The organism is Marinomonas spartinae, assembly GCF_900089775.1.
Lineage (GTDB): Bacteria > Pseudomonadota > Gammaproteobacteria > Pseudomonadales > Marinomonadaceae > Marinomonas > Marinomonas spartinae.
Genome location: NZ_FLOB01000006.1, coordinates 162093 through 175502, shown reverse-complemented (window position 1 = coordinate 175502; position 13410 = coordinate 162093). Strand labels below are relative to the sequence as shown.

At 40.9% G+C, this 13410-nt stretch carries 11 protein-coding genes; 4 read left to right on the top strand and 7 right to left on the bottom strand.

Features of this window, described 5'->3' with window-relative positions; translation table 11 throughout:
* Positions 1 to 20: 20 nt before the first annotated feature.
* Positions 21 to 1883, bottom strand: coding sequence for a glycosyltransferase family protein (locus tag MSP8886_RS13915; protein ID WP_067017442.1), 1863 nt, complete (start codon positions 1881 to 1883; stop codon positions 21 to 23).
* Positions 1884 to 2938: 1055 nt separating this feature from the next.
* Complete coding sequence (locus tag MSP8886_RS13910; RefSeq protein ID WP_067017436.1) at positions 2939 to 4045, bottom strand: tRNA-queuosine alpha-mannosyltransferase domain-containing protein; 1107 nt, start codon at positions 4043 to 4045, stop codon at positions 2939 to 2941.
* A 137-nt stretch (positions 4046 to 4182) separates the two neighbouring features.
* Between MSP8886_RS13910 and MSP8886_RS13905 the strand changes: the two genes are divergently transcribed.
* Positions 4183 to 4926 (top strand): dienelactone hydrolase family protein, encoded by a 744-nt coding sequence (locus MSP8886_RS13905; RefSeq protein WP_067017434.1) that lies wholly within the window; start codon positions 4183 to 4185, stop codon positions 4924 to 4926.
* Between the two features lie 18 nt (positions 4927 to 4944).
* On the opposite strand, the gene MSP8886_RS13900 is transcribed toward MSP8886_RS13905, so the two are convergent.
* On the bottom strand, positions 4945 to 5499 hold the full coding sequence (locus MSP8886_RS13900; RefSeq protein ID WP_067017433.1) for a YaeQ family protein: 555 nt from the start codon (positions 5497 to 5499) through the stop codon (positions 4945 to 4947).
* Positions 5500 to 6218: 719 nt separating this feature from the next.
* On the opposite strand from MSP8886_RS13900, the gene MSP8886_RS13895 reads away from it, so the two are divergent.
* Entirely contained in the window at positions 6219 to 6434 is a 216-nt protein-coding gene (locus MSP8886_RS13895) for a YjiS-like domain-containing protein (RefSeq protein ID WP_067017426.1), read from the top strand.
* A gap of 235 nt (positions 6435 to 6669) precedes the next feature.
* Here the strand turns inward: MSP8886_RS13895 and MSP8886_RS13890 are convergent, their stop codons facing one another.
* From MSP8886_RS13890 to MSP8886_RS13880, 3 genes are all read right to left on the bottom strand, one after another.
* Positions 6670 to 6942: a hypothetical protein gene (locus tag MSP8886_RS13890; RefSeq protein ID WP_067017425.1), complete on the bottom strand. Its 273-nt coding sequence runs from the start codon at positions 6940 to 6942 to the stop codon at positions 6670 to 6672.
* 109 nt (positions 6943 to 7051) lie between these two features.
* Complete coding sequence (locus MSP8886_RS13885; RefSeq protein ID WP_067017424.1) at positions 7052 to 7477, bottom strand: LexA family protein; 426 nt, start codon at positions 7475 to 7477, stop codon at positions 7052 to 7054.
* A gap of 195 nt (positions 7478 to 7672) precedes the next feature.
* Entirely contained in the window at positions 7673 to 8131 is a 459-nt protein-coding gene (locus MSP8886_RS13880; RefSeq protein ID WP_067017423.1) for a hypothetical protein, read from the bottom strand.
* Between the two features lie 291 nt (positions 8132 to 8422).
* Between MSP8886_RS13880 and MSP8886_RS13875 the strand changes: the two genes are divergently transcribed.
* Both MSP8886_RS13875 and MSP8886_RS13870 read left to right on the top strand, forming a co-directional pair.
* The gene (locus tag MSP8886_RS13875; protein ID WP_067017422.1) at positions 8423 to 8986 is read left to right on the top strand and encodes an acetate uptake transporter; all 564 of its coding nucleotides are present in this window, start codon (positions 8423 to 8425) and stop codon (positions 8984 to 8986) included.
* A 216-nt stretch (positions 8987 to 9202) separates the two neighbouring features.
* Positions 9203 to 12670 carry a hybrid sensor histidine kinase/response regulator gene (locus MSP8886_RS13870; RefSeq protein ID WP_067017421.1) on the top strand — a complete coding sequence of 1156 codons (3468 nt, stop codon included), beginning with the start codon at positions 9203 to 9205 and terminating at the stop codon, positions 12668 to 12670.
* Positions 12671 to 12771: 101 nt separating this feature from the next.
* Here MSP8886_RS13870 and MSP8886_RS13865 read toward each other — a convergent pair whose 3' ends face one another.
* Positions 12772 to 13410: a LuxR C-terminal-related transcriptional regulator gene (locus tag MSP8886_RS13865; protein WP_067017420.1), complete on the bottom strand. Its 639-nt coding sequence runs from the start codon at positions 13408 to 13410 to the stop codon at positions 12772 to 12774.

Below are 13410 nucleotides of genomic sequence, written 5' to 3'. Positions count from 1 at the left end.
TTAAAATAAATTATGAAAATTCAATAATTTAATTTTTTTATTTTTCCCTTTGACTTCATCTTAAAACTATTAAGACAATAAATCCGTAAATTACCTAAAAACCCGGTAAACATAATAATTAAAGACAAATAACCTACAAACGAGATCAAACCAATATAACCATCACTAAAAACAGAAAATAAAATCAGTGATAGATTTAGAAACAACCATATAAAAACAAATTTGTTTCTAAAATATAAAAACTTTTTAGCATTTATTTTATTTTCCATATTATTAGAAAGCCCTTTTGTCCCCCAACTACTATCATTCATATTTATAAAGGAATAGCCAAACGTCATCAAATTAAAAGGAATAGCAATCAAAAAATGAGGGATAAAAGAGCGCAGAGCCAATCTATAGTTTTCATAACTTATGAGTAGTGAACTAAGAAGAACTATGACAACAAAAATGATAGGATAAAATATTATAACGTTTTGAATTTCAAACAGCCTATCACTTAAAAAAACACCTGACACAATAAAAAGAATAGATAAAGAAGTAGCTGCTGATGCCATAATCAAAACAAATCTAAAAAAATACCTATTACTCTTATAAGAAGAAAAAGAGAAAATCAAAGGCAACATCCAAGAAAACACTATAAAACATAATAAAACCTTTGAAAAAGAGCTTGAAATTATATTTTTATCCACCACCCCATCAATTGAGTCAAAGACAACACTAAGGACAAGAAAAACAATAAATGGCTGAAAAAAATCAAATAAAGTATTAAGTACCATACTAATTAACGATGACATAGTATGAGCTTTTTTAAATATTGATGAAGTCGAGTTTTCCCAATATCTAAGCATATTAAACATCATCCAAATCCGGCACATAAAAGCACTGTTACACCAACGACGCCTTTGTGATAAAAACTCATCAATTGAATCACATTTATCAGTATAACAAGTGGATTGGGGGTTGTATTCTAAACGGTTATCAGACTGATTCTGAACTAACAATTCAAACCCCATCATTCTATCTTCAGCCATGTACATAGTTTTTTCAAATGGAGAGCTACATTCCAGTCCTCTCAAATAACGCTCCTTTGGCGTTGACTCCCCCTCTATTTTACTTTTGTCAAAACCATCATACCGAATAGCACAAAACTGACCTGGAATAACTGAAAGATACCCAAAGAAAGATTCCGATGGCCATAAAATAGCTTTTTGTAATATAAAATCAAAAACTTGAAACGATTCGAGAAAATCAAAAGGGTTTTCTGATTCAATTAAGACATTATTTGAAAATGCAACAGTCTGTGGATAGTGCATAAAAGCAGATGACATATTTTGCAAGGTTCCCTTAGCAAGAACCGTCCCTGCATCAATTTGATAACAATACTCGGGTAAAATTAAGGGACATATCTTATTAAAAAACCACCAATGCGAATCTAGTTTCCCTGCATTTTTATTTTTAATACAAAGCATTATATCCATAGAGGAAGAAATAGTAGATCCCCTCCCATCTTCATACAAAGTAAAAGGCCCAGATTTTTGTCTATATATTGATGCAAAATCATCATCTTTTAATTCTTCATCTCTATATACATATGCTTTATCGCCATTTAAAACATTAATCTTTTTTAAATACTCGAAAGAAGAATTGGATATCTTTTCATAGCCATCACAAATAATACAAACCATTACTTTTTCAAAGCTATCGTTCTCCCTTAGCTCATTAGAGTTTTTCAAGATGGATAATAGAGTAGAAGATAGGAAGTCTGATTCTTCGTTATACAATGTCAAACAAAATAAATGATCAACTTTATCAAATGATACTTTTTTTGTTACCTTATCATTTTCAAAGTCTTTTTTTAATAGATAAGTTTTATCATCGGCCACGATTAAAGTCCTTTTATATTAATCAAATTTTTCATTACTTGATTTTTATTTATAAATCTCCCATACGACATGGCCTAGCCGCAAAAACAAATCGACCTTGAAATGCCTAGGGGAATTTTATTTTTCTTTTAATGTGTATAGAAAGAGTAAAAGATAAATTTTCTACTCTTATCTGGTGGGACTGTCTGAGAGGCTGGAGTTATATAGCTGACAATTGATACGACTTTTTGTTGATAACGTCAAGTATAATGTATTCTTCACATTACCAAAGAGAGCTTTATTATTCTTAAAATAAATACTACCTGTCATACTAAAAAATCCTTTTAAGATAAAATCAACAAATACTTACAATTTCTTTATAATACATAAAGAAAAAAAAGAAACAATAAATTTGTATTGTTTTTTTCCTTTTAAGGAAATAAAACTATAAAAAACATAGTGTTAAGTAGCTAAAAAAAAACAGGACGAAGGCGTCTAAATAGTTGATAAAGCAACTATCAACCAGCCTAAAAACCGTATAAATACTCTTTATTAATTTGAGCCATAAAACTATCTAAACTCTAGGTAACCATATGATTTTTATAAATATTGAAGAACTAGTAGAGACTGAAAAACAAAAATACTCTTAATCCATAGCAGCTAAGAAGGGAGTTACAACTTACTCATTATTTGCCTAGGAGGAGTATGAAATTTTTCATTACATTGTCAGTAATTTGAAAAGTGATAGAGAGAGAGTAAACAATCAGTTCCTTCATCAAACTATCCGTGGTGATATCATGCAAATCTAATGGAGCATGATAATGAAAGGAGACTACATTTTTTCCTTTCACAGACCCTTCTTATTGAAGAGCTGCCGCCCAGATAGAAAAGCTCGTTCTAGCAGAGCCTCATACTGTAAACAGATTAAAACACGATGAGACCTTTGCACGATGTCACGAGCGACACCAAGACGCGGCAAAAATAGACGAAAAAGCGAAGTTTATCGCTATAAATGAGTATTTTGAGTCTGTTTTTAACAAAGTATTGGCAAGCGCAGTAGCCGTGGAAAAGTCTCACTATAGAGCAAAACCATTTATTAACGCTCTATAGTGTTTTAACACCGCCTCCCTTTGATACTCATTCACCTGTGGTGCAGCCTTTTTCTCATTAGCAAACTGCACAATGCGGTCCACTGCGCTATTTGCCTCCCTTACAATGTCATTTAGATGGCTATCGTAGAGGTAAGCAGGTCCAAAGAGTTCTGGGTACACTTGTCGAGCGGGCAAAACAGGCACGCACCCAAGAGCAACGGCTTCAAGAATCGCTAGACCTTGAAATTCGTGTAAGGCCGTAGAGAGCACGATATCTGACGCAGCCAAAAAACCAAGATACTCATCTCGGCTTGGTGCGAAACCAAATTGGCGAATATAGGAAGCAAAGCGATGTTGAATAGACTCAAACACTTTAGGTATGGTACGAAACTGCTCTCCTAATATAGCGATTTCAAAATCCACACCTCGGGATTGTAACGCCAGCAAGATAGCCAGTAATCGCTCAGGCCCTTTATCAAATTCCCAACGGGCATTCCACACCAATCTAATGGAGGAATGATTATGGGAAGGATTGATTCGGGTCCGTTCGCCCCTATTTTCAATAGGTATATCAATTGGCACAGGTATAACTCGAGCGTTGCCTTCTATGTTACTCAACCAGTCTGGCGAGACGTAATCTGGCAATTTCTTGAGCAAGCGACGAGCGCCCTCGAAAAAAGAATGTTTATTAAAATGACTATTAAAAACACACTGATCAGCCGCTAAAGCGCTGTATAAAGTGACCATTTGCATTTCAACTAAACCTTGTTGTTTTTCGCTGGCGGGATAGGCAAATTGGTTTTCGTGAAAATACAATAACCAAGGAATAGACTGTAAATTTGGACAGAGGGCTTTTAGACCGACACAATCCGTCATGGACGTTGCGATCACCAAGTCGTACGCTTGTTCAATCGAGGGTTTGAATGCTGCATCAAACGCAAAACTCATGGCGTTGCCTCGAATACGCCAGGCAAAATGCCTTGGAGGAAGCGCTAGGTAGGTCCAATCATGCTCACTCAATCCATTTATCAGACTGTTTGCCCAGGCTTTGTGACTGCTCGCCTCATAGGCACTAAGTAATAATATTCGCACGCCTTGCTTCCGCTTATTAGGTTAATAGACACGGCATTTTAGATTAACTGACTGAGTATGTCTGGCCCATCCTCGCAGGCTCGAATATCATAGGGCCATCTTTGGCTATTCAAACACGACTTTTCGTAAGGAATTTCATGATCATTCAAAAACACGATGTTGATCTTAACACGCCGACAGGAACCATGTGCTGCACTGTCTATCGCCCTCAAGCGGATGGAAAATTCCCTTGTATTATCTTTTACTCTGAAATTTTCCAGCAAACAGCTCCCATTGCTCGCTCTGCAGCGATGATGGCTGGGCATGGTTTCGTGGTTATCGTGCCGGAAGTCTTTCATGAACTAAACCCAATTGGCACTGTATTGGGTTACGATGATCAAGGCAAAGACAAAGGCAACACCGATAAATTTACCAAGCCTCTAGAATCTCATGATAGTGACACCATTGCCATCTTGAACTTTTTTGCTAACGCAGAGTATTGCAACGGACAGTTTGGCAGCATGGGGGTTTGCTTAGGCGGCCACCTTGCCTACCGCGCCGCACTTAATCCGCATATACAAGCGACCTTCTGCCTGTATGCAACCGACATCCACTCGAATACCATCCCTTGTGGTGAAGGTAATGACTCCTTCACTCGCACAGGTGAGATTCAAGGGGAAATTGTCATGGTGTGGGGCAAGCAAGACCCTCACGTGCCCACCGAAGGTCGGCAGAAAATTTATCAACAATTGATCGATACCAATCGCTTATTTAGCTGGCATGAATTTAATGCTCAGCACGCCTTTATGCGCGACGAAGGTGATCGCTATGATCCCGCTCTGGCTCTGGAATGCTATACAAAAGCGGTAGCCTTATTTCAAAGAGCCCTGCACAAAGCCTAATCAAGACGCGAGGTCGGCTTATTGCCCGCCTCGCCATATTGGGCGCAGGGTGCATTCACCTACATCACTAGAAACCCACATATCACCATCTTGCACCGTCACGTTTAATTGCATAGAGCGGGTACATAAGGCTGCCAGCTTTTGCACCTGCGATTCGGCAAATTGCAATACTCGTAGATTATCAAATCGGCTGTTTTTACCTTTATTCTGTTCCCACCAAATATCAGACTTATCGTTATAGTTCACGACCACCACTTGCTGAGCACGACCACATGCCTTACGCAGTCGCTTCTCATCTGGCTGACCTAATTCTACCCATATTAAAATGTCGTCTGAAAAACTCCTCTGCCACAGGTCTGGCTCATCTTCCGTGCTAATTCCCTTCGTAAAACTTAACTGTTCCGCCCCTTCCTTTTCATCAGCCAATAACGCAAAGGTAACCAAACGCACCATCATGCGCTCTTCTGTTTCAGAAGGATGAAGCGCTAAGGTTAAGTCATAACTTTGGTAATGATGACGGTCCATATCAGACACTTGAAGGGAGGCTTTATATACTGTTGCTTTGATTGCCATGCTTGTTCACTTACTGCTAAAAGTGGAAATAGACAAGAACAGAGCACTTGAGCGGATCAACCATGCTCTGCCAATAGAAGATGCGGGTATTATACAGCAAATGATGCTATTCCGGTAAATTACCACACACAATACCATCAAAATGAGATACAAAAATCCTGACCAAATGGTTAAATAAAGTACGAATAAGTCGCCTAAAACCATGGCTTATAAGGAATTGCCAATTAAGGCACAACGCCCCTTAAAATTTTTTTCAGTTATTTATTTATTTTTATTTGACATAAAGCAAAGATTAAGGCGTAATAGGTTTTATTCTATTTAGTCCTAAAATCAACACAGTTTTTTAGCCTAAATAGAATATCAAACATTACATAGAGTTTAACGCAAATAAACGGAGGAAGTTATTATGATCATTACTAACCATAATCATTTTACTTCCTCAACAGTCAATCGAGAAACCCGATACTGTTAACGTTTTTCGCATAACTTGCTGGATTAATACGTAGAAATGGAGGACGCAATGATGATGAACACCCAACGTAATAACGTTTCGTCCTCAGCTGCATTCCGTTTGCCTCGTAACAATAAGCAAGCTTTGCACTCCACGCGTTCAATGTCTATGTAATATCACATTGACCGCGGAATTTACGCGGTCTATACCTCTAGGAAAATATTAAACCTCGTAAATTCCGCCAAAATATTATTTTTGGAGAATTAAAATGAGTATTATCGCCCTATTTAACCTAGCAAAAGAATACTTAGAAGCTCGCAGAACCAAACAAGCATTTCGCCATCTCGATGACCACTTTCTAAAAGATATTGGTTTTCACCGTGAAAATGGCCAAATTCGTCCATTGTCTGGCTCAAAAGATGTCAACCAAGATACAAACGAGCTTATTCAAGAGCCGCCGGGGAAACACTCGAGTCATAGTTGATTAGATCGTCCTGCTACCATCACAAAAAGGTGGCAGCAGGACGGTAAACAACGAAAGGGGAGCAATAGAAAACCGCATCATAAAAGGCAAAAATAAGCTTTTAGTGCTTTTTATTGATTCTCAATGGCCCCTACGGGCTAAAAAAATCCCGATCTTTTATCTTCTGTCTTTCATAACAGGTAAAAGGTCGGGATTTTTATCGAATATTAAAAGACATTTAAGATAAAAAATGAGTCTAAAATAAATTAATCTTTATTTGCTCGGGAGCAAAACCAATTTTCAAGGCAATACTAAGTGCCTGATCGTATGTGAGAATATTCAAGCAACTTCCCTGATCATTTTCGATAATATATTCTTTTTGCCCACCATGGCCTGATATTATGACCAAGTTTAAATAGGCGATATCATCTATCGACCGCCTAAACTCACATCGATCCAATTGACCATTTTTTAGCAACTCAACCGCCCGCTCTAAACGGCACATTGACTTACTGACAATCTCTTCCATGACTAACCTCAAACATAAACTACCATCCAGCAAAAACCTATCCGAAAACCATCTTTTCAGAAACAAGTGTATCAGAATATTCTCTAAAGAAGAGAGCTAAGTTTTCTCCCTATAACACCGCTTTTTCTTCTAGAGCTGACTGATGGATGACATTAACAACCACACCAAGAGACTCAAACCCAGATGCCTTCACAGATGCCGCCGCTGGGTAAGCCTTATTTTTGGGTCGCAGCAAAACATCGGGGTGTAACATGAGAGTCTGTACCGTTATTTCTCCATTCACACGTGCCAGAACAATATCCCCGCTGCGAGCGGTTAAAGATCGATCCACTACCAAAATATCACCTGACTGAATACCAAACTCTTCCATAGTACTGCCTTGAGCACGCACAAAGAAGACCGTCATCGAGTGTGGACTCGTTGTTTGCATAACGGATTCATCAACGAAAGAGAACTGAGAATGAAGCAACGCTTCAGCCCTGCTCATAGCAAGGACAGACGCAGATTCGGAAGAGCCAAGATAAGATACACGCATAACAGCATCACTCGTACTTTTTATTCTTTCAGAATAAAGTCAGTTATAGGGAATAGCCAAGCGAATTTTTTTCATCACAAAGATCATCCATCACATGAAGATCCTATTTGCAAAAATGTCATTCTATGTTCTCAGGGCTAACATCGTCGAAAAGAGACAAATACACCATTAAATCATCAGAAAGGTTTCCATTCTTTACTCATCATTTTTTGAGGGTACTTTTTTCTTAGAATAAAAAATTGCTTCTCCACTTAATTGCACTGGGGGGAAGCCATCTCCCCGATAAAATCCGTCCATTTCACTCCTTCCCCACATCCAAGGCATCCCCCTAAAAAAGTAGGTTCCCGTACTGGCTCGTATATAGGCGGCTAAGAACATATCCGTATCGCCAACAATCACCCCATTTGCCCCCAGAGCGGCCGCCTTTTCTTTTAGGCCCTTTACGGCACTCGCTACAATAGTCTGTCGGTCAAACGTATCCAAAGCTGGCGACCGAATCGAGCCAATGACTTCATAAGAAAAACGTGGCGGCTTATTAAAAACAATGACCTGACTCACATCGATCGGGTTACGCGCATTAGGGTAAGCATCTCGGATAGCACACGAAGATAAACAACACATCAGCAACAAACAGAAAATAGACCGACCAAGCATTAGCACATTCTCCTAATCTGTTATTCCTAGTCATTATGAATGATCGTAAAAAGCATTAGTAGCTACAACGAAACCTCGCATAATAACTAAGTTAGCCATTGGGATTGTAACCTATCAGCAAGCTTGTATACGACTAAAGTCGAACTGACGAACAACCAGAAACCAGACACTATAGATTAAACGTCAGCATCAGCTATCGGCAACACAATCGCCCCCGAAAACTGATTGTGGCGCCAAAACGTTTTTAGGTAAAAATACAATCACTAAAATAAATATAATAAGAAGGTATCTATGGAAAACGTCACGTCTTCAATCAAAACAGTCGATTTGTCAGCCAACCCAGCCCCATTGGGGTTGCTCGCTTTTGGTATGACAACCATCTTGTTAAACTTACACAACTCTGGTTTATTTCCTTTAGGCTCGATGATACTGGCCATGGGGATTTTCTATGGTGGCTTGGCACAAGTCATTGCAGGCATTATGGAATGGAAAAAAGGCAACACCTTTGGTACCACCGCTTTTATCTCTTACGGCTTTTTCTGGCTAACCTTGGTCGCCCTAATTGCCTTACCCAAAATGGGATTGTCTGATGGTCCCAAAGGTGCATCGATGGTCGCCTATCTTGTGCTATGGGGCGTGTTTACGGGTGGTCTATTTATTGGCACCTTACGCTTAAGCAAATCCTTGCAAGTCGTTTTTGCCACTTTAACCATTCTGTTTTTCCTACTTGCACTGGGTGATTACACCGGAAGCACAACCATCAAACACCTAGCTGGTTATGAAGGACTTATCTGTGGAGCGTCTGCAGTTTATGCAGGGATGTCCCAAATTTGGGATGAGATCTACCAAAAGTAGCTAACCACCCTACGCCTTAGTATTAACACTTTCTCTGATGCCCGCATACCCTATGTGGGCATACAATCATACCCACTCATCCATCCTTGTTTTAACCCATTTTACTCCACCCATTAAAGAGCGCCCAACCACGACCTAAGTCGTAGAGGATTCTGGAATAAGCTATGTTACATTGGCGTATTATCACAATGAGTCTTAGCACAGGTAATCTAATCGATGACGCTTTTTTGGGCCCTCTTAGCCATACTTTATATTCTGGGTTTGTATTGGATCGCTCTATGGGGAGATAAGGAAAGCCCAACCGCGAAGAAGCTAACTCGACATCCTGTTGTCTACAGCCTCTCATTGGCTATTTATTGTACCGCTTGGACGTTTTATGGTGCGGTTGGCGAAGCGTCTCGCTCTGGTTGGAATTATTTACCCGTTCTACTTGGTCCTATTTTGCTGTACTTGTTTGCCTTTCCATTTATCCGCAAAATGATTGCCGTCAGTCATAAGCAGAATATCACCTCCATTGTTGATTTTATCTCTTCTCGTTATGGTAAACGGCCATTAACGGCACCTCTGGTGATTTTAATTGCCATGGTGGCCATCATTCCTTATATCGCTTTACAACTCAAAGCACTGGGCTCTAACTTCGCTTTGTTTGTCAACCAAGATGAACCCTCGGCAAATCTTGTTGTGTTGATCGCGACCATCTTAATTGGCGGATTTGCGATGTTGTTTGGCACCCGCAAAGTGGAAGTGACCGAGTATCGCTCAGGTATGATGCTGGCCATAGGCGCGGAGTCTTTGTTTAAACTGGTTGCGATTGTCGGCGTGGGGGTTGTGGCCGTCGTAGCGATGAAAAAAAACTTACCAGAACTAAGCCATATCACTCTCGACCTAAGTGCATGGCACTCGAATCAGCTTATTTCTTTTTCCTTTGTCATGCAGACCCTCATGTCTGCCGCCGCTGTGATTTGTTTACCAAGACAATTCCATGTCACAGTCGTTGACCATCAGAATAAACGTCAATCCAATATGGCGCGTCTGCTGTTTCCTTTGTATTTATTAATTTTTGCGCTGATTATTCCTCCCATTGCGATTGGCGGGCAAAGCTTATTTTCGAGTGACATCAATGCTGACACCTATGTAATCCAATTTGCTCTGGCATCGGATAATCTACCGCTGAAGATGCTGATTTTTCTTGGCGGCATGTCTGCCACCACCGCGATGGTCATTATTTCAACCTTTGCGTTAAGCATCATGATCAGTAATGATGTGGTGCTGCCTTTAATGCTGGCGCGCAGCAACGCCCAACAAGCCTTACCTTTTTATAGACGTCGCATTTTAATCATCCGACGCCTCGCTATGACAGGAATTTTAACCCTGTCTTTTCTGTATTATCAGAAAATGGCAAACAGCGAATCCCTAGCGGGAATCGGTTTAATTGCTTTTTCTTTGGTACTGCAATTACTCCCCTCCGTCATCGGTGGACTCTATTGGAAACGGGGTCATGCGTACGGTGTCTACACGGGCTTAATTCTAGGTTTTTTATGCTGGAGTGTATTACTCATGATGCCCCTAACAGGCAACATGAACTGGACACTGAATGATGAAAAATCTTGGTCCATGTTACTCAGTTATGGCGCTTTTATTAGTTTAATCGTCAACATCATAGGATACATAGTCGGTTCTCTATTATCGACAGAGCGCTTAATTGATCGGATACAAGCCACCGCATTTGTCAGCCCCACTGCGGAGATTGAGCACCGTTTTTTCAAGCCTAAGAGCAAAGCGCTGAACAGTGATCTTTTTGTCCTATTAGAGACCTTCCTAGGTTCCCAAAAGTGCCAGCAAGTATTAAACACCTTTGAGACTGAGCACGCTCATCACCTTTCTGCCAATGTGCCCCCTGATAGCCATTTTATCGATTATTGCGAGCGTATTTTAGGCGGTGTTCTAGGTGGCTCATCGGCAAGAACCATTATTAATTCGGTCTTGGTGGATAAGCGTATCAAGGTAGAAGAAATGGTAACCTACCTAGATGAAACCACTCAGGCGATCCAGTTTAATCAAAATTTATTGTTTATTTCGATGGACAATTTAGACCACGGCATCAGTGTGATCGACAAAGAATTACGCATGGTAGCTTGGAACAAAACCTACTTAACACTTTATCCTTATCCAGAGGGGCTGCTGAAAATTGGCTTACCCGTTGAAGACTTGATACGCCATAATGCTGAGCGCGGAGAATGCGGAGTAGGCGAAGTGGAAGATCTGGTCAACAAACGTTTAGGTTATCTTCGCAAAGGCTGCGCCCATCGTTTTTTGCGACGCCGTGCTAACGGACAAGTGATTGAAATGGTCGGAAACCCACTACCTGGCGGAGGCTTTGTCACCAGCTTTACTGATGTCACTGAACACATTGAAAGCCAACAAGCTCTTAAAGAAGCCAATATCGACCTAGAAAAACGCGTTAAAGCCCGTACAGTAGAAGTACAAGGGATCAATCAAGCATTAATGGAAGAGATAGAACGTCGTAATATCGCGGAAAAAGCCCTGATAAAAGCCAAAGCGGAAGCCGAGCATGCTAACGCCTCGAAAACCGAATTCTTAGCCCTGGCCAGTCACGACATTCTCCAACCACTGAACGCAGCAAAACTCTACATGGGGGTGTTGCAATCCAGCGAGCTGGTTGCCAATACCGCAAACGTTGTTGATAAATTATCCGATTCCCTCGAATCGACCGAATCTCTGATTTCTACCCTATTGGAAATCGCACGCTTAGATCAAGGGGCCATAAAACCCAATTTAGTCGATTGCAATTTAGAAGAAATCTTGTCACCTATTATTGCGGAGTTTGGCGTTATTGCTGACAATAAATCCCTCACCTTATCCACTCGTATTTTACCCTTACATATCCATAGTGATCCGATTTACCTGCGCCGCATCATTCAGAACTTTGTCTCCAATGCAGTAAAATACACCGCCAAAGGACGAATTCTCTTATGCACACGTAAGCGCAAAGATCATGTATTACTGCAAGTGTGGGACACGGGTATTGGTATTCCCGAAGCGGAACAGAAAAAAGTGTTTGATGATTTTTATCGTTGGGAAAACACCAAAGAACAAGGCATGGGATTAGGATTGGGACTTGTTCGACGCTTACAAAGTAAATTAGGTCTGGAAACTCAGTTACGCTCTACTCCAACAAAAGGCAGCTGTTTTTCGATTCGCATTCCTCTTGCCATCCATAAACAGAAAAGCGCCCTTAACCCGCCCTTAACATCAACAGACAAGCCTCTTCATCTCGCCCACTGTTACGTCTGGTGCATCGACGACGATCCAAATAACCTCACGGCGATGACCTCTTTATTAAGTCACTGGCAATGTGACTGCCAAACCTTTAAAAGTGCGGCGGATGCCAGACAAGCAGAAGGAGAGGCAGAACTGTTATTGGTCGATTATCAACTGGAACAGGGGCAAGACGGCTTATCGCTTATTCGTGAGATACGCCACAAGGCCAATAGAGACATCCCAGCGGTACTCATCACCGCACAGCGAGAACCAGAGCTTGTGGATCACTGTAAAGAGAATAACGTGATCTATATGGCTAAGCCGGCTAAACCAGCAAAATTACGCGCCCTGATTCAACACATCCATAAACAAAGAGAGAGCCAAGCAAACACCTTTACCTAAGCCCTTGAACATATTGATTACCCCATATGATACAAAGCAGTGAGAAAGCTCAATGAATAAGACATAATCAGCCCTCGTAACGTATCAACTCCAGATTCGCATCACATCTGCAGCTTTAACTCACTGGCCACTAGTACTGCTTGTGTACGGTTATTAATATCAAGCTTGCGAAAAATAGCCGTAATGTGGGCTTTTACCGTCGCTTCGGATATGGATAATTCATGGGCAATTTGCTTATTAAGCAGCCCTTCATGAAGATAACAAAGCACCTTATATTGCTGAGGAGTGAGCTCTGCCACTCGGTGTTGCATGCTCAAATCCGGGGTGGGTTGGTCTTGTAATGCAGATTGTAGATAATCGGGCAGCCAAATATCGCCCGCTAAAATGGCGTGAATCGCACGGCTATAAACCGAAGGTTCACTGGTTTTGGGAATAAACCCCAACGCACCGGCTTCGATGACTTGCGCAACCATGGCACCCTCGTCGCTACCAGAAATCACCGCTACAGGCACATCAGGAAAATCAGTACGAATGCGTATCAAGCCAAACAGCTCGCCGCTGCCAGGCATCTTTAAATCCAACAAAAGCAGATCGACCTCCTTCATCTCGCTTAAACAGCGTAATGTCGAATCTAAGTCGTCTGCTTCTTCTATGGTAATACCGTTTATTTCTGCACGAAGCGCACCACTTAGCGCACTCCGAAACAGAGGATGATCATCTGCGATAATAAGTGAAATCAC

Coding starts and splice junctions, on each gene's coding strand:
- MSP8886_RS13875 (WP_067017422.1), top strand. CDS start 8,423: ATGGAAAACGTCACGTCTTCAATCAAAACAGTCGATTTGTCAGCCAAC.
- MSP8886_RS13900 (WP_067017433.1), bottom strand. CDS start 5,499: ATGGCAATCAAAGCAACAGTATATAAAGCCTCCCTTCAAGTGTCTGAT.
- MSP8886_RS13870 (WP_067017421.1), top strand. CDS start 9,203: ATGACGCTTTTTTGGGCCCTCTTAGCCATACTTTATATTCTGGGTTTG.
- MSP8886_RS13885 (WP_067017424.1), bottom strand. CDS start 7,477: ATGCGTGTATCTTATCTTGGCTCTTCCGAATCTGCGTCTGTCCTTGCT.
- MSP8886_RS13895 (WP_067017426.1), top strand. CDS start 6,219: ATGAGTATTATCGCCCTATTTAACCTAGCAAAAGAATACTTAGAAGCT.
- MSP8886_RS13905 (WP_067017434.1), top strand. CDS start 4,183: ATGATCATTCAAAAACACGATGTTGATCTTAACACGCCGACAGGAACC.
- MSP8886_RS13880 (WP_067017423.1), bottom strand. CDS start 8,131: ATGCTTGGTCGGTCTATTTTCTGTTTGTTGCTGATGTGTTGTTTATCT.
- MSP8886_RS13890 (WP_067017425.1), bottom strand. CDS start 6,942: ATGGAAGAGATTGTCAGTAAGTCAATGTGCCGTTTAGAGCGGGCGGTT.